The following is a 22,784-nucleotide window of genomic DNA, read 5'->3' on the forward strand; positions in this document are numbered from 1 at the left end:
TTATCCAGAGTTCAGGTTAACTACTTAAATGGCGGCTTTTGTATGCACTAGGGCTAAGGTTGAAAAATTGTTTAAAGCTGCGACTGAAGTGGCTGGCATTGCTATAGCCGAGTTTAAAGCACACTTGGGTGATTTGTTGTCCTTGCTTGATCATACTGGCGGCTTTTTTCAAGCGTAGTTGCTGCTGATAAACAGCAGGCGTGCAACCTAAGTGAATTCGAAATTGTTGAAAGAACTTAGTGCGGCTCATGCAGGCTATTTTACATAACTGCTCAATATCAATATTGCTGGCTAAGTGGTGATTAATAAAATGAATAGCAGCATTTAAGCCATTACTGTCAGGAGCTTGCTCACAGTGAGAAATAATGAAATCACGAGTTTGATGACGTAATAATCGCACCGTTAGTTCAGAAATAGCTAAATCAATCATGTAGTTTCTATCTTGATGATTTTCAGTATAAATTTGCACTATTCTATTGAGTAAGGCCTGAGTTTGCGCATTATGATGGGTGTGGACTAAATGCTGGTGATATTGCCACTGACCGTATTCAGATGCTAAAGGTGCGTGCTGTTCAATATGATTAACTATGCTGTTGATCCGATCCAATGATATTTCGATGGCTAAACACGTGGTGGGTTGATCTATTTTCGCATCAGGAAAGTCAATCTCGACTTGATGATCAGGCGCCATAACAAATGACTCGTGCGGCAAGAATTCACTTTCATAACAGGCATTGTCGTCATGCATCACTTTTTTACCTGAGACCATGCCACAAAACAATAGCTGATCAGATTTTAGCTGCACACGATTGGCTCGCTCGAACGTATCGTAAATACTTAACTCTGTATCAGGCCCAGCAAAGCTTATTTTGTTTTCGACTAACACCTTAGGATTTTTCCGTTGCTTTGCTAATACTTCCTTAATCATTTTTACGCCCTTTTATATATGTACTGGCAGTCAACCTTTTTGAACTTATTGCATAGTTAAATTTTTTTAATCTACTAAAGTAATAACAATTGACTAAAAATACAACTATAGGAAAGTCTTATGATCTATTCAGCACCCGGCACCGATGGTGCCTTAATAAACTTCAAAGCGCGCTATCAAAATTTTATTGGCGGTCAATGGCTTGAGCCATGTGACGGGCAATATTTTGATAATATAAGCCCAGTTAATGGTGAAGTTTTCTGTCAAATCCCTCGCTCTAACGAAAAAGATATTGAACTTGCTTTAGATGCTGCCCACAAAGTAAAAGATGCATGGGGCGCTGCATCGGTTACCGAACGTTCTAATATCTTGCTGAAAATAGCCGACCGTATTGAGCAAAATATTGAATATTTAGCGGTAGCAGAAACTTGGGATAACGGCAAAGCCGTGCGCGAAACCTTAGCTGCCGATATTCCACTAGCGGTTGACCATTTTAGGTATTTTGCTGGCTGTTTACGCGCACAAGAGGGCTCGATTGGCGACCTTGATGAAAATACCGTTTCTTATCACTTTCATGAACCATTAGGTGTGGTTGGGCAAATCATTCCATGGAATTTTCCAATATTGATGGCGGCCTGGAAACTCGCTCCAGCATTAGCAGCAGGTAACTGTGTAGTTTTAAAACCAGCTGAGCAAACACCTGCCTCTATTTTAGTTTTGGCCGAATTGATTGGTGACTTATTGCCAGCTGGCGCGTTAAATATTGTTAATGGCTTTGGTAACGAGGCAGGGCAAGCATTAGCAACGAGCACTCGCATTGCAAAAATTGCTTTTACCGGTTCAACGCCCGTTGGCTCACATATTTTAAAATGCGCAGCGGAAAATATTATTCCTTCTACTGTTGAACTTGGTGGTAAATCACCGAACATCTTCTTTAAAGATGTTATGGACCAAGAAGATGAATATTTAAGCAAATGTATTGAAGGCATGGTATTAGCCTACTTTAACCAAGGTGAGGTGTGTACTTGTCCGTCACGCGTATTTGTTCATGAAGATATTTATCCACAATTTATCGAAAAAGTCATTGAGCGCTCAAAAGCCATTAAGCGCGGGAACCCATTAGACACTGACACTATGGTTGGTGCACAAGCCTCAAAAGAGCAGTTCGATAAAATTATGAGCTATATTGATATTGGTCGTGAAGAAGGTGCCGAGGTATTGTTAGGCGGTGATGTTGAGCAACTTGAAAATGAGCACAAAAACGGCTTTTATATTCAACCTACCTTGCTAAAAGGCACCAATGATATGCGAGTGTTCCAAGAAGAAATTTTTGGCCCAGTCATTTCGTTGTCGACCTTTAAAGATGAAGCGGAAGTGTTGGAGTTAGCCAATAGTTCTGAGTTTGGCTTAGGTGCAGGCGTGTGGACACGAGACATGAACTTGGCTTATCGCATGGGACGAAAAATACAAGCAGGCCGAGTTTGGACTAATTGCTATCATATGTACCCGGCACATGCCGCATTTGGTGGTTATAAAAAATCAGGTGTTGGCCGTGAAACACATAAAATGGCGTTAGAGCATTATCAGCAAACCAAAAACTTATTGGTCAGCTATGATGTTAATCCGCTTGGGTTCTTTTAATTAAGCTTTTACTCGGTCTTTTCCGTATTCGATAATAATATTGCTAACAGTAAGAACGATCAGCCATGATCGTTCTTGTTTTTATCTTCAGGATGAAGGGGCAGTTTTTTGTTCCGGACAAAACTAAGTACCTATATCCATGTCGGCAATACCATTATCACATGGATGCACATTAATGGTGATATTTTAGCTATTTGTTTGCTTGTGCGATTATCGCCATGGCTTGTGGTAAAAGCTCTTCGCCACCATCTAACCAATGAATTTTAGTGCCGTTGCGCTCTAAGCGTCGTAGCCAAGTGTCTTGCTTTTTTGAGAATTGATGTATGGCTGAATTGAGCTTTTGAAAGCAGTCATTTTTGCTTAATTGCCCTTGTAAATGTTGGGCAATAAAGCGGTATTCTAAACCATAAAAATAAAGTGTTTCCCAACTCACTCCTTGGCTGTGGAGTTGTGCAACTTCTTCGATAAGGCCTTGTTCCATTCGAACTTTTAAGCGTTCGGTAATACGTTGACGAATGATTTCTCTTGGCCATTTTATCGCGAATATCAGCGGCTTGAGGGTTGGAAAGTCGTTAATGGTATCTTTTGCGTTAAGCTCGCCTTGAGCAATTTCAATGGCACGTACCAATCTTTCACGCTCAATAATATCTGTGGTGTTATGCAAGTTAGGTTTTAGTGCAATGAGTTTGTCAACCAAGGTTTGATGAGAAAGTGTTGATAATGACGCTCTAAGCTCGATGTTCTCGGGGACTTCAATTAGTCGATAGCCTTTTAAAATGGAATCAACATACAGGGCTGAACCGCCAGCCATAATGGCTAATTTGTTATTATCGTTAATTTTTTGGTAAGCATTAATAACGTCTTTTTGAAAGTCGAAAATACTGTATTCGTAGCCGGGGTCAACAATATCAATGAGGTGATGGCTGATGTCTTGATATTCATCGAGATCTTTGCCACTGCCTATATCTAAGCCACGATATACTTGTCGAGAGTCAGCCGAGATAATTTCACCGTTGAGCATTTTTGCTAATTCAACCGCAAGTTTGGTTTTTCCTGACGCTGTTGAACCAAGCACAACAAGCATATTAAACGCTGACATAAACTAGCCTAAATTGATTACTGAAATAGAGTGAGTGCTATTATATCGCTAATTAATTTCTGATGTCTGGTGAAGTGTTAAAATTATCATTAGGGATATGCGGTTTGCTAGATTAGTATAAGCATATACTTATACACTACAGGTCTAGCTAAATAGCGTATGTCGCCAAGAAAACCTTCTCAAACTAAAACTACTTCCATTAAAAAAAACAGCCGAAAAACGCCTGAAGTTACAGAGCGCAGTCGTATTCGTCGAGCACTGCGTTGGTCATTGTTCTTTACTATCAAAATGACGGTATTAACCGTTTTTGTTATTTTTTTATATAGTATTTACCTTGATAGCAAGGTACGAAATAAGTTTGAAGGACAACGCTGGCAAGTGCCCGTGCAAGTTTACGGTAAACTAGAAAGCTTTGCTGTTGGTAGCGAGTTAAACCTTGGTGAGCTTAAACAAGCGCTACTAGCCAATCGCTATAAAAAAGTGAGCTTTGTGCAACGACCCGGTGAGTTTGCACTGTCAAAAAACCGTGCCATTGTTTTTCGTCGTGCCTTTGATTTTGGCGAGGGCATTGAGGCTAGCCAAAAACTCACCTTTGATGTGACAGGTAACCATATTAGCGCGCTATATCTTGACGCCGTTGCGGTTGAACAGGTGACTTTAGAGCCATTATTACTCGATAGAATTTTACCAGAAAGTAAAGAAGACCGAGTATTAGTTTCCTTACAAGCAGTACCTGAAGAGCTGCTTGATACCCTGTTACTTGTTGAAGACCGAGACTTTTATTTTCATCATGGTGTTTCTCCTTTAGGCATTTTAAGGGCGTTATACCAAAACCTTAAAGCGGGAAGAACGGTGCAAGGGGGCAGTACGTTAACCCAGCAATTGGTTAAAAATATGTTTTTAACCCGCGATAAAACCCTTTGGCGAAAAGTTAATGAAGCGCTGATGGCGCTAATTTTGGAATATCGCTATAGCAAAGACCAATTGCTAGAAGCTTATATCAACGAAGTTTATTTAGGTCAGCATTATGCTAATGGTATTTATGGTTTTGGTTTAGCGGCAGAATTCTATTTTGGTAAATCCATTCAGTCATTAAATGCTGAGCAGATGGCGATGCTGATTGCGCAAATTAAAGGGCCAAGTTATTACGATCCGTGGCGGTTTCCTGAACGGACGTTAAAGCGTCGTGATTTAGTTTTACGGTTAATGTATCAAGAAGAAATTATTGCCCAGCATGAGTTTGAACGAGCGGTAGAAGCACCGTTGTCTATTCGTAAGAGTCGACGACTTGCTCAGCAAAAATTTCCGGCCTATTTACAACTGGTTAAAGCAGAGTTAGCAAGGCATTTGTCTGAATATGAGCAACAATCGGGCGTAAGGGTGTTTACTGGCTTCTCTATTACACAACAATCGGCATTGCAGGCAAGTGTTGATCAGCAATTACCTGCGCTAGAAAAACAAACCGGTGCTGATTTACAAGTTGCTATGGTAGTGTCTGACTTTCAAAGTGGTGCGGTTCGAGCCCTCATTGGCGGCAAAGAAGCCGGTTATGCCGGTTTCAACCGAGCGTTACATGCTAAGCGTCCAATCGGTTCGTTAATTAAGCCAGCAGTATATCTCGCGGCATTAGAGCGCTATCAACGATTTAATTTGGCAAGTTTAATTGAAGACAAAGCCATCACTCTATCAAGTGCAGATGGTCAAGCGTGGAAGCCAAAAAATTATGATGGTAAATATCGCGGGCAAGTGCACTTAGTGGATGCGCTAGCCTCAAGTTTAAATATTCCAACCGTGAATCTAGGGATGAAGTTAGGCTTAGATAACATTGCGCAAGCTATTCACTTATTAGGTTATTCTGGTGATATTGTCACTCGACCATCGATGTTGTTAGGGGCATTGAATATGTCGCCAATGGAAGTTAATCAGCTGTATTTACCTTTGGCGAATAGGGGCTCTGCTGAGCAATCCCATGCAATAGAGAAAGTGGTGAGCGCTAGTGGTGAAACCTTGTGGCAATTTGAAGCACAGCAACAACAGGTGATATCAACACAGGCGGCTTATTTGCTTGATTATGCCTTAACAAAAGTCGCGACATCGGGAACCGCACGTTCATTAACTTGGCGGTTAAAAGATAAAAACTTGGCAGGAAAAACAGGCACCACAAATGAGCAACGTGATAGCTGGTTTGTCGGCTATGATAATGAATTACTGGTCACAGCTTGGCTTGGTCGCGACGACAATAAGCCGACGAAACTAACTGGTAGTAGCGGCGCTTTAGTGTTGTTTGCCGACTTTATGAAAAAAGCGGGGGCGAAAAGTCGCATCGCCAAGGTACCGCAAAGTATTGCAATGGTGCGTTTTGATAATAAAAGTGGTCATGCGGTAAGCCAGGCATGTGAAAATTCCCAGCTACTGCCGGCGGTAACCAATGGTTTAATTTATGAAAGCCAGTGTGAATATGATGCCACGCAAAGCAAGAAGAAAAAGTCGTGGTTTGAAAAAATATTTGGTGAATAGTTTTATAGTAAATTCAGTCGTTAAGCTTTTTCTAGCTGATTTTTAGTGTATTGCGGTTTGAATAACCTTGATTAGAAAACTATGGTTAATAGGTAGCTTAATTTACATGGCAGTAAACTCAAATAGCAAAGGAAGCATCTCTACAACAGCAAAAGATATCAAATCTATTACCTAGTTAGAGGAGCATAATGAAGCATAGGTTGAGTTTTGGTTATTTTACTTTACTTGCTGAAAATATTGTCGAAGTGTGTATTGATGACGGTATTGAATTGTCACTTGAAATGATTGAAGAGTGTGATCAATTTTTTAAAGCACATATCTTTGGGGATTTCGGCATGCTGATAAACCGTATCAATGAATATTCTTATAGTTATGAAGCTCAGCTATCTGTTGGCTCTTATCAAGGGCTAAAAGCGATTGCATTTGTTTATTATACCGAGGAGTGTAAAAGCCTTGTTGAAAAACTTAATCTAACGCGCGCGAGTGACAATTGGAATAGCCAAATATTTTCTGGTTTAGAATTAGGTTGGCAGCAAGCATTGGGGTGGTTGAAAGAAGAATTATTATCTGATCAGCAGCAAGTAGTAAGTAACCTTATTGAGGGGTAGCCTGAGAGACAGGCAATCATGTTTAGTGTTAACTGAATGAAAAAAGCAAACCTTAGGGTTTGCTTTTTTATGTTCAGAATGAACGGTCAGTTTTTTGTTCCCGACTAAGGCTAACTACTTACGTGCATCTAGCCAAAGCCATGATTACATGAACGTTCTTAGCCCTCCAAGGCTGCAGGACATTAATGCTTCTCGGTAATTGCTCCGTATTACCCTATTAACTTACATCCATGTAAGAACATGCATGTCGATGAGTGGTAAAGCTGTTAGTTAAGTGCTACTTAACATACTCAAATATTTTAAAAACACGATTAACTCCGCCAACATTACGAGCAATATCAACGGCGGTATTCGCTTCGGCTTTACTCACTAAACCCATTAAGAATACTTCACCGTTTTCGGTTACCACTTTAATATTAGTCGCATCTAATTCATCACTACCAAATAACGCTGTTTTTACTTTTGATGTTAGCCAAACATCGTTAGTTTTTGTGGTAAATGCCGTGGTGTTGCTAATGCGAATTTGGTTATGAAGTTGATTGATGCCGTTCACTTCATTAAGTAATTTTATCGCTTGATCGCGCAAGTAGCTATTAGGTGCTTGCCCGACAACTAAAACGCTACCATTGACACTTACCACTTGCAGGTTGGTGTTTTCGCTCAATGCATCACTAGCCGCAAGTTTAGCATGGGCATCTATTTCAATTTTTTGATCATCAATTTGATTGCCCAGCGAGCGGTTGTCTGTTGCAACACTCGCGCCGCCAACAACACCAACCACAGCGGCAGCAACACAGCCTTGTAATATTGCTGCCGTGGTAATAACAGCAAGAATAGATTTAATTGACATGTTAATCCTCTGCCTGTGGGAATAACGTGGTATCAATAATGTCGCATAAACAATGAATGACCACTAAATGCACTTCTTGAATTCGTGCGGTGCGCCCTGAAGGTACGCGAATTTCTACATCATTTTCACCTAACAACCCGGCGATATCGCCACCATCGCCACCGGTTAGGGCAATAATTGGCATATCACGAGAAACTGCTGTTTCAATGGCTTTAATTACATTACGTGAATTACCGCTGGTGGATATTGCTAGTAAAACATCGCCATTGTTACCTAAGGCGCGCACTTGCTTTGAGAATATTTCATCAAAGTGATAATCGTTGCCAATTGAGGTAATCGTTGAGCTGTCGGTTGTTAAGGCTATTGCTGGTAAAGGTGGGCGCTCAGTTTCATAACGGTTTAATAGCTCTGCGGAAAAGTGTTGAGCATCGCCAGCTGAGCCACCATTGCCACATGCTAAAATTTTATTACCTGCGAGCAGGCTTTGCACCATGATCATGCCTGCTTGTTCAATTGGAGCTGCTAAAAGCTCGCTTGCAGCGATTTTGGTTTGGATACTTTCGGTAAAATTGCTTTTTATCCGCTCTAACATATTGGATGTAGCTCCGTTGTTTTATTCATCAAAAGGCATTTTTCAGCCAAGTAATTTCTGGGTTAGTGATGTCACCTTGCAAGGTGATAACATCGAATCGGCAGGAGGTATTATATTCATTTAATCCTGCTTGTTGCAGATAATATGCTGCACATTGTTTAATTTTTTGCTGTTTTTTGGCCGAAATTGCCGATATCGCACCACCAAAACGAGTATCTCGACGATATTTTACTTCGATAAATACCCAAGTGTCAGCATTGGTCATGACTAAGTCAAGCTCGCCACGGCGATTATGAAAGTTACGCGTTTGTAATACTAAGCCTTGCTCAGTCAAATAGTCTGCTGCTAATTGCTCAGTAACTTTGCCCGTTGATACCGAGTTATTATTAGTCGATGGCAATTTCTTGTACCTTGTTACGACTATATTTACCCCAAATTAAACTGCGTTTCAAAATATTGTCGTTACTTAGTTGCAGTATGCCGGTTTGACCATAATGTCGGACATAAGTTTTATCTTGCATGGCAGAAATTTTATCCACTAAGGCTAAGCTATCAAATCCCATGGCAAAAATGGTTTGCAAACTGTCACTGCGATTTGGCCAAAGCTTTTTAGCCTGCGCCACTAACGCTTTATTTTGCTGTTTACTTGCTAGTTGCCAGGGCATTTCAGTAAAAATAAGACCTGATAAATCTCGGTTATCACTTTTATCACTTTTCGCACTATGGCTTCGTGAGCTGGCATAAACTGGAATAATATCGGCAAACGGACTGATGTTAACATCAATATAAGGCTTGAGTAGTTTAGTTTCTAGCGGCAAGCCAACAATATAAATCATATCGATATCGCGACGATTACGTAGCTCACTTTTAATTGAATACTTAATTCTAGTATTTAATTCTTTTGTGCGTTGCTGACTTAAATCAACCCCCAAACTCGCTTTTAGCTGATTTTGCATTTTTGCATCGCTATTAAAGAATACTGTTTCAGGCAAGTCGCCAGTAATGTGCTGCCATTGTTGGCTGAAGGTTTGGGCAATGCGTCGACTGGCTTTATCTTGGTGACTCAAAATAATTGGCTGTTGATAATGCTGGCGGCTTAAGGTTGTGGCTGCTTGAATGGCTTCATCCTCTGGTCGCATTGACAACGCAACCTGATGTGATTTTAATGCCACACCTGCCGGAATATTTAGTAATAAAGTTGGTACGGTAATATCTTCTTGGGCCAAATAATTTTTAACATTATCTTTAAGTAGAGGGCCGATCACGTAATCAATATTTAGGTCACCTAACTGTGCCGCAAGCGTTGTCATATCAATACTTGTTGAATCAATAAAGTGCAGTGTTGCGCCGCTGTTATTTTCATAGGCCGCTAAGATGCCTTGTTGAGCTACTTTCCCAGCTCTTTCTTGCTTACCCGATAATGGAATGATAACTGCAATGTTTTTACTATCATTCACTAATACAGGCTGATATTGCTGTAGTTGACTGACAATGTGCTGAGCTGGGTGTGTGGTAAATTCTCGTTGCCATTGGCTTAAATAGCGCTGCATACGTGCGTCGTCATCACCAAACTTATTGGCGAAGGTGAGTAATTTACTCCAACCTTTTATTTTTGGTGCCGCCATTTTAATCAGTTGTTGATGTTGCCATTGCGATAATTGGCAAAGCTGCTGCCAAATGGCTTCAATATCACTAGCCGTCGCTGCTGAGTTTTTAGCGAAGGCTCTTAAGTTAGCATCCAACGCCGCAATCGGTAAGTTTCGTAATGCTTGCGTGCGAGCTAATGTTTGGTAGTAGCTAAGGTTATGATTAAGCTTGGCTTCGGTTGCGATATTTTTCGCATCCTCAAGTGCTTGATAAGCTTTATTAACTTTTTCTAATGCTAATAAGCTTTTTGCCGTGATCACAAAAAGTTGATATTTATTTAACGGTAACTGGGTTAATGGCTGTGTTTGAGCTGTGAGCCATAATGCTTTGTGGGGCTTAGCTTCAAGTAAGTATAACTCACTAGCTTGGATGAAGGATTTTACCGCTAGGCTACTATCTTGAGTACGCGCTTGTGCCATTAATTGTTCAGCGGTAAGTGTGTCGTCTACCGGTGCAACAACCTCGGCTTTCTTTGGTAATGATTTAGTAGGCGTTGTTGGCTTAGTTGTCGAGCAACTGACCAGTAACGCCACACTAAAAATAGTGATTAAGGTACTTTTACGAGGTGAAAACCATTTTGTCAGCATCAAAGGTAAGAAATCCGTACTTTTTAAGAGAGCTTTATAATAAACTTCATCCTCTTCAGTCTCAACACAAGTATTTTAATATGTCAGAACAAATTATTCAGCCAAGTACGCTTTATATTGTCGCAACACCTATTGGTAACTTAGCGGATATTAGTCATCGAGCACTAAACATATTGGAAAATGTTGATGTAATTGCCTGTGAAGACACTCGACACACCCAACGTTTGTTATCTGCATTTAGTATTAAAAACCGAACAATGTCGATGCATGATCACAACGAGCGGCAACGGCAAGAGCAAATATCGTCGTTATTACAAGAAGGTAAAAGTGTGGCACTTGTTTCTGATGCTGGAACGCCATTAATTAGTGATCCAGGATTTCACCTTGTTCGACACTGTCGCCAACTTGGCTTAGCGGTTTCACCTATTCCTGGTGCCTGTGCGGCAATTTCTGCGTTATCGGTTGCAGGGCTACCAACCGACCGGTTTACCTTTGAAGGTTTTTTACCGTCAAAATCCGGTGCAAGGCAAGCAACTTTAAATGATCTTGCTAATGAAACACGGACTATGGTGTTTTACGATGCGCCACGTCGCGCCATTGATACGGTAGAAGATATTGTCAAAGTATTAGGTGGTGAACGTTATGTCGTTATCGCACGCGAACTAACGAAAACTTTTGAGACCATTTATTCAGATACTGCCGAGAACTTATTAGCTTGGTTGCAGGAAGATCCTAATCAACTAAAAGGTGAAATGGTGTTGATTATTGAAGGCCACAAAGCTGATCCCAATGATATTCCAGCTCATGTCATTGCCACGTTAAAATTACTCTTGTCTGAAATGAAACCGAAAAAAGCCTGTGCGATTGCCGCTGAAATTTATGGTGTGAAGAAAAACGCTTTATATGAATATGCGCTTGTAATGAAGGGTAATAGCTAGAGGCAATTACCCTTACTAGTCTTTAATATTGCTAGCATGCTCTTTTTTTAACACGTGATCCCGTAGAAGGAGCTGAACTACAAACTTTTTTTTTCACTTTTTCGTTTTGTTCTACCTTGTCGTCCTGTTCTACCTTTGCCACATTTGTTGATTGGCATGCTGATAGTGCAAATACGGCTATTAAAGTTATTGATAGTTTTGTCATTTTTTTCCTTATAGACATTCATTTAAAATTAAGGAATGAAACTTTACATATTCTTTACATACTTGTCTCTTATTATTCACTATAAGAAATAAATACTTACAAACATTTTTCTTGTTACTTTAAATTATTGAATAAGTGGCGTAGAATGCGCCCCGAGTTGACGAGACAATCGCTGCTTCATCGTTGTACTTTCGGGTAGACAGATGAAGGGGAGGAAAGTCCGGGCTCCAATGAGCAGGGTGCCAGGTAACACCTGGGCGGCGTGAGCCGACGACAAGTGCAGCAGAGAGAAGACCGCCGATGACCGCTTGCGGAACAGGTAAGGCTGAAAGGGTGCGGTAAGAGCGCACCGGATTGCTGGTAACAGTAATTGCAGGGTAAACTCCACCCGGAGCAAGACCAAATAGGGTTTCATATGGCGTGGCTCGCGTTGAAACCGGGTAGGTTGCTTGAGCTATAGAGCGATTTATAGCCTAGACGAATGATTGTCACTTTCTTTTTTCGAAAATGAGAGATACAAAACCCGGCTTATGCGTCAACTCAACCATTTTAGACATCGCCTGCTTTCTTTAAGAAAGCAGGCGGTTTTCTAAACCCTTTCCTGTTAAGTCACCATAATTAAAATACCATTTTAGCTAGTAGTTGAATGTTCGCCCACTGACTTATCTTTTGACGGCATCTGTTTGTCAATTTTACAGTTAAAACTTAATAGTTTTTCAGCTTCTGAGTAAATATTGTTGTTACAAACCGTTAGCTTTAGCTAGCTGTTTTTGGTGAATATGGAATAAGTTTTATATTTTAATAATCATTAAGAAGCGAATAAGAATTATGTATCGTACTCTCGACATATAAGTGCAATATCGCTAACAGTTAATGGTTCATTCGTTAACTTACACATAATACCGTCATTATTTTTTTGATTAAATTTACAGTTCTGACAAAGTCCAAAAGCATTACGCCCCGTAACCTGCTGATAATTCTTTAATATATCTTGCATTAAGGAAGCTGTTTCCGCTTGTTTATCATTAGATAACTGTTGAACAGCTTGGGTAAATTTCTCTGGGGGGCAGGTGTCTACTAAAAACTGCTTACCCGCTTCAGTGACTTTCAAATGAGTGATTCGTAAATCATTTTTATCTTTTTCTTTACGAATAAGTGCTTTATTTTCTAGCACTTTTAATGATTGCGATACCGTTCCCTTGGTTAACCCTAAATACTCGGTAACCGCAAGTGTTGTATCTGAATATCGATTGCAGATAGACAGATAATACAAGGCCTCCTGCTGAATAGGTTGTAGCCCTAATCGCTGCCCCTCTGCACGCACTTCTTGCCTAAGTAAATTAGCTAAACGCTCTATTATGTTAAACAGTTTATCATTCATTGGTTAATGGTATCGACTCAAAACATATTTGACAAGTAGATTTTTATTATGATTAAATAATAATGTTTCGAGTCGAAACTAAATTGCTGGAGAGTTATAATGAAAAAATCATCATGGTTATTGGTTGCATCTTTAGGCACTGCTCTTATGGCAAGTGGTGCTTATGCTCATGATAAGCATAGCGGGCATATTAAGTCGCCTGAATCACCGACGGTGACAGCTGAATTTGACATAGTGCACGCTAAAGTGATCACACAAGGTTCACATCTTGTTTTTCAGCAAGCAGTGAAAGGTAAAGTCGGAAAAAAAGTGCCAGACACCAAAGGTAGCCTTGCTGGCGCTGAAGTGTATAGCTATGTTTGGCCGACATCTTTAAATAGCTCAACGGTAGGCTTTGAGGCTGATCAAGGCATTCTTGCTCTGGCTTTAACTATTCATCCAGATTTTGACGATACTCCGCTTTATGATGAAGATAATGATGGGAACAAAACTAACGATGGTGACAAGTGGCATAGTCATTGGGTTGTTCTAGTTCCTGATGATGCTTGTGGAAATGGCGCACTTAAGGTGAAAGATATTGCTGAAGGAACAAACCCTAAGTTGCCTAAAACCTGGCCAGAATTGCCGATTTTTATTGGTAGTCCCGGCTTTGATTTTTCATTAGCCGGATCAGAAGTTTTGGTAAAAGTACCTTTGTCGGCAGTTGGCTTTAGTAATACATTTTCTTTTGATGGTGTTACTGCTGGCTTAAAGGTAAACCAGCAAGTACATGCACCGTTATTATGTGTCGCTGATGTATTCGATGTTGCTTCAGGCGACTTAAGTTTACCTGGCAAAAGTCAATAATTTTCGGAGAAGGTAATGAAAATTCATGTTTATGATACCCATGTACATACTGAAGCAGGGGAGTATATTCACTTTGACGTATTGGTGAATGATGAAAACGTTAATCATGTGAAAACATATGCTAGTGACTACCTTATTAGTTTGGGCATAAAGTCAGAACATATAAAACAAGGCCGATGTAATTTTTGTCATAGTGAAATTGCTAACCCTGAAGTGATAGAAAATATTATCAGTCATGGCCATAGTATCATTCGCCTGTAATTATACTTTTCCAATACAGACAATATTTGTGATTAACCGCGGGGGATTAAGGAGAATGATGTGAGTAATCACTTTCAACTTTGTGGTTTATATGCTGGTAAGGTGAATAAATGTGGTGGCATAACGACAGCGATTAATAAATCTTTGATATCGGCTTCAGTATACGTGTCAGCGCTTGGCATTGTTGGAGATCAGTGTGCAGATAAACGTCATCATGGTGGTCTAGAGCGAGCATTGCATCAATATCCTGTTGAGCATTATCAATATTGGCGACAAAACTATTCGTCCAAATTACCTTGGCAAGCTCCAGGTATGGGAGAAAACCTTAGCTCGTTAGGAATGACAGAGCATAATGTTTGTATTGGCGATAGGTACCAGTGGGGGCAGGCGATAATTGAAGTTAGTCAACCTCGCTCCCCTTGTTTTAAGCTTAATAAACATTGGGGAATTGACAAGCTTTCCTTGCAAATGCAGAAACTTAGCTTATGTGGCTGGCTATATCGGGTAATTAAGCCTGGCATCGTCAGTGTTGCTGAACCGCTAACGTTTTTACAACGACCATCAAATGCGATGACTGTTTACCAAGTATGTGAATTGTTTTTTGGCGATCCGCTAAATCAAGTTGGATTATTACGGTTAAAAGAGCAAACAAAACTGAGTGATAGTTGGATGACAAAAGTAGCGCAGCGCTTGGCTACTAATCAAGTTGAAAATTGGCACTATAGATTATTAGGGTCTGAAACATAACAGGTTCAATCCTTCCATCAATTCAGTTTTTGTAAAGCCTTGATAGTAATATCGAGGCTTTATGCCAAACAAATTTTTACTTTCTTCATTAACACCTGAGAAATTTATCCTGCGAAAACGCATGTCATTATTTTTTCTCTATGTGAAATATAAAGGAAGATTGCTCATTAAGCTCAGCTTGGGTTGGTTTTTGCTCATTCAATGGGGTCTTGAGCAATAACAAATTCTGCTCCAACTTTGTTTAATCACAGGGTGAGCAGTTCGTTGTGGTTTTTAAAATTTAAACCACAGCGCCTAATAAAATCGTTTAAACCGTCAATTTCCAGCTGATGGGCAGAATAATCAATTGACGAGTCCTGATTTAGTTTTGGAAAAGTACCATAGCCAGCCAGTAAACACGCCCATGATTTCGCTTGATAACTCGCGGTTAATTTGTGTTTATGCATATCGCCGGCGAAATCCTGGCTGTTATGCCAAAGCGTTAAAATTTTCTTTAAGGTTTCTGAAATATTGTTATTGGCGGCATTATCTCGCCAATAGGCGCTGTCGGTGCGTTGATTCATTTTGTAATGACAAACAATATAATCTCGGACGCCGTCAAATCTTGAGTTAATATCTTTGTTAAAGGCATCTTCATATAGATTTGTCCCTTTACCTTCTTGAAAACACTGCATAAATTGCGTAATAGTATTGAATGAAAGTGCCAGTGCCGTTGCCTCTAAAGGTTCTATAAAACCTTGAGATAGTCCTACGGCAAGACAGTTTTTGTGCCAGTGCTTTTCAACCCGTCCAACTTTCATTTTTAAATGTCTAGCTTCAACCTCACTGTCCAATAAACCTAAATGTTGTCTAAGTTCAGTTCCCGCTTGATGTGAATCGATGTAATCACTGCTATAAACATAACCATTACCAAAACGGTTTCTGAGGGGAATTTGCCAAGCCCAGCCGTTAGATAGTGCCGTTGCTTTAGTTTCTGGCGGCAGCTGTTTTGATATTTCACTGGCCATGACCACAGCGGCATCGTTGACTAAGTTGTCTTTAAAACTCATATAGTTAACTTTCAAGGTTTTTTGCATCAGTAAGGCGTTAAACCCCGAGCAATCAACGAAAAAGTCTGCCTCTAGCTGGCTGTCATCGCTGAGTTTTACCGCGCTTAGGTTGCCATCATTTGTCACTAAAACGTCAGCGACATTTCCATAGATTCTTTTTACTCCAAGATTTTGTGCTTTTTCTGCTAAAAACTGCCCTAAAAGTGCTGAATCAAAGTGATAACCGTATGCAATGCCAAAAGGGAAAGATTCAGCAGGTAATGGACCCAAATTGTTGCTGGATAAATAAGTCTCTAAAAAATATCGGTCAGGATGTGCGTTAACACTATAGCCTTGCATTCGAGCTTGAATGTTCTTATAAAAAAGAGGTACGGTGAATATATCGTCTGTTTGTGCGGCGAAAGGATGAAAGTAGGATTCAAAACCCGGTTTAGTTGACCATTTATCAAAGGTAATGCCATTTTTATAGGTGGCATTGCAACGGGGCATCCACTCTGAGTCGGCGACACCAATAGCATCAAAAAATAACTTTAAGTGCGGCGTACTGCCCTCGCCAACACCAATAATGCCAATTTCTTTAGATTCAACCAGGCAAATTTCGGTGTCTTGCCATTTACGCGCCAATAAATTTGCCGCCATCCATCCTGCTGTGCCACCACCAACAATCAATACTTTTTTCGGTGTTCCGTCGTTATTTAACATTGCTACCTGCTCATAGTTGATAATATTAAAGGCTATTACTTTTCTAATTTTGCTTATTTTCGTAATTTCTCAGCAAAAAAATCTTTGATAATTCTGATGTCTTCAAGCGACAAGTCGCCAAGTATGTGTTGTGGGTGATCTGGAATATAAGACCTTGGGTCTATTTCTTGATGAAATAGGTAATGATCGAACATACAGCGCCAGGCCTCACGTTGTTTTTTCGTTAAATTTCGCATCGCTAACATTGCGATATTCAAACTATCAATTGCGCTGGGTGACACTGAATTAGGCCCGGAAGAGCCACTCCACCAATAATTCATTAATGCGTTCACTTTTGCTAACGATTCAACGTTATGCCACCAAAGCATAGGAATAAAAATGGCATCTCCAGGTTCAAGTTCAGCACTATAGGCCTCGTTCAGGGCAAGTTTGAATAGTGGATAACGTTCAAAGTCAGGCTTATTGATATCGACTAAACTCGTTGGAGCGCCTGCTGGCGTAAAGTTGAGTGAGCCTGGGTATAAGTGGCATGTTTGCTCAGGTGGAAAAAGTGTAAAACGTCGACGACCAGCGACAACACAAGCAAGATTATCTGAGCTATCATAATGGGTATTCACAATTCCCTCATTACCAATCCATAAGCGCGGCTCTATTTCGGGAAAAAAATCGGAACTATTTTCAGCAACTAAACCCGGTAAAATTTCGTTAATAGGTGTGCCTTGCATCGAAATAGCAGGGTAAACATCTCTATCAATCAGCTCGATAAGACGCCCTAAAAATAGATCTAAGCGTTCTTCACCACTTAAATAATTTATGTCGGTGATAGCTTCATTGTAATAGAAACGTTTATTGGCAGATGGAGGAGCAACCACCATAGTGGTTTTTTTACCGTTATAAAATTGATTGAGATAGGCGACGAATTCATTTGCTGACTGTTTGGCTGAGGCAATGAATGGCCAACTTTTAGCAAATCCCCGTAGCACTATTGGTTTTTGGCTAGGCACAACGTCGCTAAAAAATTGCTCCGCACTTAGCGTCGAATATTCCGGAATAGCTTTATATGCTGTCATGGTTTTTTGCACTCATTTATAACACCACACTTATGTGAATCAACGAATTCATGGTCTTGCTAGCTGTTTTTCTTAATATACGCTGGGCAATTTGCTTGAATATAGTCATAGTGATGAGGAATTTTTAGAACCGTATCTTGAATGTTTTTAATATTTTCATTTAATGTATTGGCTAAGTTTTGGCTGTGAAAGCCATTCACCAAAGGGTGGTGCTTTTGTGGGCGTATTTTCATTCCTTCTAAAATAGAGCACCAGCTGTCAAGAGTAAAAAATTGCCCTTGGTGATGTTCTAATTGCCCTCTGGTGCGAAATATGCGTATTTTTTCTTGCAATGATGTTGGCACTGGCATCGTTTGGCACCACTGCCAAAACTCCGTATCATCTCGGCCTGAAGTGCAATAATGTAAAATAATAAAATCGCGAATTTCTTGGTAATCAGCATCAATTTTCTGATTAAATGCTTGTTCGTTGTCAGCATCAAAATCGCCATCAGGAAAATGCTTTATAAAATGCACTAAGGTTTTATAGACCAAGTGAATGGCGGTAGACTCTAAAGGTTCTAAAAAACCGCTGGCAAGCCCAAGTGCTAAACAGTTGTTGTGCCAAAGCTTTTTACGCTTACCAGTAACAAATGGGAGAATTCTTGGTTCATTAAGCACTTTGCCATTAATACTACTCAGCAAAGTCTCGATCGCTTTTTCGTCGCTGCAAAACTGACGTGAAAAAACATAGCCATTGCCGGTTCTGTGTTGCAAAGGAATTTGCCATGACCAGCCAGCTGCTTGAGCGGTTGCTATGGTATAGGGCACGGGTTTATTTACTTGCTCGGTTTGTACTGCCACTGCTCGATTACAAGGTAAATAATGCGACCAATCTTCGAAACCAACCTTGAGTGATTTATTGATTAAAAGCCCGTTGAAGCCAGTACAGTCGATAAAAAAGTCACTACTGACAGTCGTGTCGTTGTCTAACGCTAGGTTGTGTATAAACCCTTTGTTATCAAGGTTAACCTTTTTTACTGTTGCTTCTATTCTGTTGACTCCACGCTGTTGACAAAGATCGCGTAAATATCGGGCAACTTGTACGGCATCAAAATGCAGTGCATGAGCATAGTTTGATAATACCCAGTTTTCAGACTGAATAGGTCGCAGCATAAAGCGTTCATTTTCTGCCATAATGGCACTTGGTGAATAATCAAGCCAACGTGTTTTTTGCCCATCTGCAAGAGACTTTAGCCAGGCCTGATAGAAATCAAAGCCATTAATATCTTTGCCAATCTTGCCAAAGGGATGAAAGAAATTTTCCCCTGGGCTTAGCCAATCATCGAAGCGAATACCTAATTTAAAACTGGCAGACGTCGCTTGTATAAACTCTTTGAGGTTGATCTGACACGCTTGGATGAAGTCCATTATTGACGGTACAGTAGACTCTCCAACACCAATGGTGCCAATATCGGCTGATTCAACCACAGTAATTTTAATATTACTGCCTCTTAAGGCGCTTGAAAGCAATGTTGCCGCCATCCAGCCAGCCGTGCCACCACCTGTAATGCAGATAGATTTCAAGGCGTTATTCATAATAAAATTATATTCCCCAGTAATCATTCTCTATTGCGAGGCTAAATGTGCTTTATCCTCATTAAAATAATATAAACTACGCCCAGCTGCCTGTGCGTAGTTTATATTAAATTTTTTCGTATTTGCTATTAGAAAACTGCACTAAGCGTTAACGAATAACGACGGTCTGATGTGAAAGAAAATGCATCAGTTAATGTTCCTTGTTGATCTTGTTGATATTGAGTTTCTGTCTCCGTTCCTAAGACGTTATTGACTTGCAAAGTGACTTTAAGGTTATCGTTAATCTTATAGTTGAAGCTTGCATCCATTATGCCTTGATCTTTTGAATAAGCCGGAACAAATTCTTCAGACTCACGTAAAGTTAGCAGGTATGCTGAACGCCACGTATAAGCTAAACGGAAAGAGATATCGTCTTTCTCATACATGCCAACAATATTGAAATTCTGATCTGAATAACCTTGCAAGGGTAAGCCGGTAAATTGGCGAAACGAATTACGGTTGTCGGTAATAGGTACACCGGCACCTGTGGTTGAAAGCGTGCGGGTTGGGTTGGTATTTGGGTCTTCCAAATCGTTTTGATCAATATAGGTATAGTTCAGTTGCAAGCCTAAACCACTCCATATCCCAGGTAACATATCGTAAAACTGCGAGTATGCGAATTCAACACCACGAATAGTGCCTGAGCCCGTATTAGCCGGACCATAAGCTGATACGGGGTAAACGTTACCATCGACTTCAACCTCAGTCGAACGGGTTTCATTTCGAATGATGTTGGACAGTTTTTTGTGGAATAAGCCAACCGTTACCGCACCAGCATCGGCAAAATACCATTCGGTTGTTAAATCTAAATTAATCGACTCTTCAGGCTCTAAGAAAGCGTTACGTGCGTTAGCGCTAATTTCAATATTTCGCAGGTCAACAACAGGGTTAGTTGCTTCATCTTTACCTTCAGAAGGATTTAGCAGAACCTCTTCGTAATCCAGACTAATGTTCATTTTATTAGCTGAATCAATAAGGCTTGGGTAATAAAGGCCTTTAGATGCGCCGAACCTAACAATAACATCATCAGTTACCGCTAAATTAAGGTTTAAGCTCGGTAGTACGGTAGTATAATCTGCGCCATCTATTGTGCTGCTAAAGCTTTCACCTGAAGCTAAGGCAAAAATACTTGGATAGTCATTTTGCATTACTTGGTATAGTGAAGATGATGGATCGGTACCGCGCCTAGCGGTTGCAGGGGTATTGATACCACCCGTTGATTGCAGCTGATAATTAACATAACGTAAACCAATATTACCTCTGAGTATCATATCTGAATTATCAATATCAAAGTCGAAATCACCACGAAGATAAAATTCAGTGCGCTCTGTTTTACTTGAGCTAATATGGCGAGGGGCAAAATGGCTATGAACACGGTCGCTTAAGTCTTCATATGGCACTGCACAGCCGCCGCTACCATCCATAGCATTGCCTACAGCACTCCAAGTGCCACATCCATCACGTAGTGTTTGTGCGTAATTTTCTGCTAAATCCATACGAGGGAATAAAAAGCTGTTATTAGCGCCAATTAACGTATTGCCATTGTAATGGTCTGCAAAGCTAATGCGATCGTATAATTCAGGTACTACTTGCGGCGAAGCGTTGTAAGAGGCTTGTGCGTTCCAAGGCGTACCTAAAGCTTGCCATCCTTCATAATCGGTATCACGAACTGTTAATTCTTTTTCAGAATAATAAACACCAGCTTTTATTGCCGTAAAAGTACCATCTAATTTGTATTCTACGTCAATTTTAAAGCTGTCAGAGTCCGCTTCATTGTGCTCTTCTTGCTGCATGCCACTGGCTAATCGTAAAATTGGATTAGTGTCAGGGTCTACATTTGGTGGGTTAGAGGTATTGGCATTTAAGTATTCGATCGTCGGGGTATCACCTCTTAAATCTAAGAAAAATGGCGCATGCTCTGCAGTTTGATTGCCATTAATGCGTGAAGTTAGCGAATTGTTATGAACAATTTGTTCAGAATTAATATGCTGATAATCGACAGCAATGGTTAGCAAGTCGGTCGGCTTAAAGACAATATTTAACGAGGTATCGTCAACAGTACTTTCATTGAAGTTATAACGTGAACGAAATTGCAACGGTAGCTCTGGGTGATTTGAAATACCGACACCGGAAGTGAGGTAGCCATTACCATCGACAGTTAAAGGATAGTCTTGCTCATTACCATCGAAGCCATTAAACCACTGAATGCCATTAGGTGCATATGGTAAAAAGCCACGGTCACCTGAAGCAATAACATGTTCTCGCCACTCTAAAGAAGCTTTAGAATTGATATGTTCTAACGTTGCAGTAATTCTTTCATCTTTACTTTGCCATTGTAAACTTGCCGTTAGGCCTTGGCGCTTACGATCATTTTCTGCACTTGTCATGGTATAACTCGCGGGGGCATACCATGTGACTCCCTCAGGCTGACCATCAAGTTCTTCAGCTTCAAAAGGAGCGGTATAATTTGCTGCATCGTCTGCTGAATATTGCACAGTATCACTTTGGCTATCGCCACAAGCACGCCAATCTGTTGCGCCAGGAATACAAGGGTTGGAGTATTGGCCTGCAATAACACCAGGACTTGGTGTGCCCCATTGATCATATGAGAAAGTATCAGCAGGGCCACGGCTGTGAAAATTACCTAAGCCGAAGCCATCGCCACGGGTCTTAAATTCAGAATGAGATGCAGCCACAAGTACACCGAATTTTCCGGCATCTGTATCCCAATTATCAGAAAAAAGTGCACTAAATGAAGGGGTTGTTTCTTCTCTATAATCGCCATGACTTGCTTTTGCACTAATCGCGAACATTTGCTTGTCAGAATCAAAAGCCTTTCGCGTAACTAAATTTACTGTGCCCGCGATACCACCAGAAATTCGATCTGCGGTTTGGTTTTTATAAACTTCTACGGCACCTAATAATTCGGACGGGAAATCTTCATAACTCAGCCCGCCATGCGGATTGGCACTAAAGGAATCTCGACCATTAATTTCGCTGCGCACACGGTCTAAACCGCGCACGAGTACACCGGTGCCTTCATCGGCAAAATGTTTTGGGTCACTCGATGACGCGAAGCGCTCAATGGTTACACCAGGTAAACGTTGCACGGCTTCGGTAACCGATGCATCAGGTAATGCACCAATATCTGAAGCGGTAATGGCATCCATCACGGTATCGGCATGGCGCTTTAAACTCTGAGCACTCTCAATGCTATTACGCATGCCGAGAACTTCAATGACTTCAATATTTTCTTCTTCTGCCTGTTTTTTTTCAGTGTCGACTTCTTCGGCAATTACTAATGACGAAAGTGAGCAAGTAATAGCTGCGGATATTGCTATTACAAGACGTTTTTTTTCAAATGTTTTAGACATTTTATCCCCTCTCCATTTTTGTATTTTAATATTCAATTATTCATGGCTTATTTTTATTTTTATTTTTATGCTAGGACAGCGCTGTCATTTGTTGGTTATACAATACACTCTCAAAAAATAAAAGCT

18 protein-coding genes and 1 other RNA gene are annotated in these 22,784 nt (G+C 40.5%); 8 read left to right on the forward strand and 11 right to left on the reverse strand.

The annotated features are described in order from the left end of the window. Positions 1 to 16 precede the first annotated feature (16 nt). Positions 17 to 928 (reverse strand): AraC family transcriptional regulator, encoded by a 912-nt coding sequence (locus tag AC27JP_RS16820; protein WP_487117086.1) that lies wholly within the window; start codon positions 926 to 928, stop codon positions 17 to 19. Between the two features lie 120 nt (positions 929 to 1,048). Here AC27JP_RS16820 and exaC point away from each other — a divergent pair, with 120 nt between their 5' ends. Then, entirely contained in the window at positions 1,049 to 2,569 is a 1,521-nt protein-coding gene (exaC, locus tag AC27JP_RS16825) for an acetaldehyde dehydrogenase ExaC (RefSeq protein WP_487117087.1), read from the forward strand. 190 nt (positions 2,570 to 2,759) lie between these two features. On the opposite strand, the gene miaA is transcribed toward exaC, so the two are convergent. After that, a complete protein-coding gene (miaA, locus tag AC27JP_RS16830; protein ID WP_487117088.1) occupies positions 2,760 to 3,668 on the reverse strand; it encodes a tRNA (adenosine(37)-N6)-dimethylallyltransferase MiaA in 909 nt (302 codons plus the stop codon). 159 nt (positions 3,669 to 3,827) lie between these two features. On the opposite strand from miaA, the gene mrcB reads away from it, so the two are divergent. Both mrcB and AC27JP_RS16840 read left to right on the forward strand, forming a co-directional pair. Then, positions 3,828 to 6,185 carry a penicillin-binding protein 1B gene (gene mrcB, locus AC27JP_RS16835; protein WP_487117089.1) on the forward strand — a complete coding sequence of 786 codons (2,358 nt, stop codon included), beginning with the start codon at positions 3,828 to 3,830 and terminating at the stop codon, positions 6,183 to 6,185. 188 nt (positions 6,186 to 6,373) lie between these two features. Next, entirely contained in the window at positions 6,374 to 6,793 is a 420-nt protein-coding gene (locus AC27JP_RS16840) for a hypothetical protein (RefSeq protein WP_487117090.1), read from the forward strand. Positions 6,794 to 7,070: 277 nt separating this feature from the next. Here the strand turns inward: AC27JP_RS16840 and dolP are convergent, their stop codons facing one another. From dolP to AC27JP_RS16860, 4 genes are read right to left on the reverse strand one after another with little or no spacing between them, the layout of a single operon-like run. Next, the gene (dolP, locus tag AC27JP_RS16845) at positions 7,071 to 7,643 is read right to left on the reverse strand and encodes a division/outer membrane stress-associated lipid-binding lipoprotein (protein WP_487117091.1); all 573 of its coding nucleotides are present in this window, start codon (positions 7,641 to 7,643) and stop codon (positions 7,071 to 7,073) included. A 1-nt stretch (position 7,644) separates the two neighbouring features. Further along, on the reverse strand, positions 7,645 to 8,235 hold the full coding sequence (locus tag AC27JP_RS16850; RefSeq protein ID WP_487117092.1) for a phosphoheptose isomerase: 591 nt from the start codon (positions 8,233 to 8,235) through the stop codon (positions 7,645 to 7,647). Positions 8,236 to 8,263: 28 nt separating this feature from the next. After that, entirely contained in the window at positions 8,264 to 8,635 is a 372-nt protein-coding gene (locus AC27JP_RS16855) for a YraN family protein (protein WP_487117093.1), read from the reverse strand. Next, entirely contained in the window at positions 8,622 to 10,469 is a 1,848-nt protein-coding gene (locus tag AC27JP_RS16860; protein WP_487117094.1) for a penicillin-binding protein activator, read from the reverse strand. Before AC27JP_RS16860 ends, AC27JP_RS16855 begins: the two co-directional genes overlap by 14 nt. An 80-nt stretch (positions 10,470 to 10,549) precedes the next feature. Between AC27JP_RS16860 and rsmI the strand changes: the two genes are divergently transcribed. Continuing rightward, positions 10,550 to 11,407, forward strand: a complete 858-nt coding sequence (gene rsmI / locus AC27JP_RS16865) for a 16S rRNA (cytidine(1402)-2'-O)-methyltransferase (RefSeq protein WP_487117095.1) — start codon at positions 10,550 to 10,552, stop codon at positions 11,405 to 11,407. Between the two features lie 358 nt (positions 11,408 to 11,765). Continuing rightward, an RNA gene (gene rnpB, locus AC27JP_RS16870) (RNase P RNA component class A) lies at positions 11,766 to 12,159 on the forward strand. A 279-nt stretch (positions 12,160 to 12,438) separates the two neighbouring features. Here the strand turns inward: rnpB and AC27JP_RS16875 are convergent. Then, positions 12,439 to 12,993 (reverse strand): MarR family winged helix-turn-helix transcriptional regulator, encoded by a 555-nt coding sequence (locus AC27JP_RS16875; protein WP_487080058.1) that lies wholly within the window; start codon positions 12,991 to 12,993, stop codon positions 12,439 to 12,441. Between the two features lie 99 nt (positions 12,994 to 13,092). Between AC27JP_RS16875 and AC27JP_RS16880 the strand changes: the two genes are divergently transcribed. From AC27JP_RS16880 to AC27JP_RS16890, 3 genes are read left to right on the forward strand one after another with little or no spacing between them, the layout of a single operon-like run. Further along, positions 13,093 to 13,839: a hypothetical protein gene (locus AC27JP_RS16880; protein ID WP_487117096.1), complete on the forward strand. Its 747-nt coding sequence runs from the start codon at positions 13,093 to 13,095 to the stop codon at positions 13,837 to 13,839. A gap of 15 nt (positions 13,840 to 13,854) precedes the next feature. Further along, entirely contained in the window at positions 13,855 to 14,100 is a 246-nt protein-coding gene (locus AC27JP_RS16885) for a DUF2024 family protein (RefSeq protein ID WP_487117097.1), read from the forward strand. Between the two features lie 60 nt (positions 14,101 to 14,160). Continuing rightward, positions 14,161 to 14,847, forward strand: a complete 687-nt coding sequence (locus tag AC27JP_RS16890; protein WP_487117098.1) for an MOSC domain-containing protein — start codon at positions 14,161 to 14,163, stop codon at positions 14,845 to 14,847. Between the two features lie 245 nt (positions 14,848 to 15,092). On the opposite strand, the gene AC27JP_RS16895 is transcribed toward AC27JP_RS16890, so the two are convergent. The 4 genes from AC27JP_RS16895 to AC27JP_RS16910 form a co-directional block, all read right to left on the reverse strand. Further along, a complete protein-coding gene (locus AC27JP_RS16895; protein ID WP_487117099.1) occupies positions 15,093 to 16,598 on the reverse strand; it encodes a tryptophan halogenase family protein in 1,506 nt (501 codons plus the stop codon). A gap of 53 nt (positions 16,599 to 16,651) precedes the next feature. Next, complete coding sequence (locus AC27JP_RS16900; RefSeq protein ID WP_487117100.1) at positions 16,652 to 17,668, reverse strand: cupin-like domain-containing protein; 1,017 nt, start codon at positions 17,666 to 17,668, stop codon at positions 16,652 to 16,654. A gap of 59 nt (positions 17,669 to 17,727) precedes the next feature. Further along, positions 17,728 to 19,245 (reverse strand): tryptophan halogenase family protein, encoded by a 1,518-nt coding sequence (locus tag AC27JP_RS16905; protein ID WP_487117101.1) that lies wholly within the window; start codon positions 19,243 to 19,245, stop codon positions 17,728 to 17,730. Between the two features lie 128 nt (positions 19,246 to 19,373). Then, a complete protein-coding gene (locus AC27JP_RS16910; RefSeq protein ID WP_487117102.1) occupies positions 19,374 to 22,658 on the reverse strand; it encodes a TonB-dependent receptor in 3,285 nt (1,094 codons plus the stop codon). Positions 22,659 to 22,784 lie beyond the last annotated feature (126 nt).

Source organism: Colwellia sp. SU-HH01172 (genome assembly GCF_057553355.1).

Bases quoted from the DNA above. Each gene is read 5' to 3' on its own strand.
- AC27JP_RS16885 (WP_487117097.1), top strand. From the start codon at position 13,855: ATGAAAATTCATGTTTATGATACCCATGTACATACTGAAGCAGGGGAG.
- dolP (WP_487117091.1), bottom strand. From the start codon at position 7,643: ATGTCAATTAAATCTATTCTTGCTGTTATTACCACGGCAGCAATATTA.
- AC27JP_RS16860 (WP_487117094.1), bottom strand. From the start codon at position 10,469: ATGCTGACAAAATGGTTTTCACCTCGTAAAAGTACCTTAATCACTATT.
- AC27JP_RS16900 (WP_487117100.1), bottom strand. From the start codon at position 17,668: ATGACAGCATATAAAGCTATTCCGGAATATTCGACGCTAAGTGCGGAG.
- AC27JP_RS16910 (WP_487117102.1), bottom strand. From the start codon at position 22,658: ATGTCTAAAACATTTGAAAAAAAACGTCTTGTAATAGCAATATCCGCA.
- AC27JP_RS16875 (WP_487080058.1), bottom strand. From the start codon at position 12,993: ATGAATGATAAACTGTTTAACATAATAGAGCGTTTAGCTAATTTACTT.
- AC27JP_RS16895 (WP_487117099.1), bottom strand. From the start codon at position 16,598: ATGTTAAATAACGACGGAACACCGAAAAAAGTATTGATTGTTGGTGGT.
- rsmI (WP_487117095.1), top strand. From the start codon at position 10,550: ATGTCAGAACAAATTATTCAGCCAAGTACGCTTTATATTGTCGCAACA.
- AC27JP_RS16850 (WP_487117092.1), bottom strand. From the start codon at position 8,235: ATGTTAGAGCGGATAAAAAGCAATTTTACCGAAAGTATCCAAACCAAA.
- AC27JP_RS16905 (WP_487117101.1), bottom strand. From the start codon at position 19,245: ATGAATAACGCCTTGAAATCTATCTGCATTACAGGTGGTGGCACGGCT.
- exaC (WP_487117087.1), top strand. From the start codon at position 1,049: ATGATCTATTCAGCACCCGGCACCGATGGTGCCTTAATAAACTTCAAA.
- miaA (WP_487117088.1), bottom strand. From the start codon at position 3,668: ATGTCAGCGTTTAATATGCTTGTTGTGCTTGGTTCAACAGCGTCAGGA.
- mrcB (WP_487117089.1), top strand. From the start codon at position 3,828: ATGTCGCCAAGAAAACCTTCTCAAACTAAAACTACTTCCATTAAAAAA.
- AC27JP_RS16820 (WP_487117086.1), bottom strand. From the start codon at position 928: ATGATTAAGGAAGTATTAGCAAAGCAACGGAAAAATCCTAAGGTGTTA.
- AC27JP_RS16840 (WP_487117090.1), top strand. From the start codon at position 6,374: ATGAAGCATAGGTTGAGTTTTGGTTATTTTACTTTACTTGCTGAAAAT.
- AC27JP_RS16880 (WP_487117096.1), top strand. From the start codon at position 13,093: ATGAAAAAATCATCATGGTTATTGGTTGCATCTTTAGGCACTGCTCTT.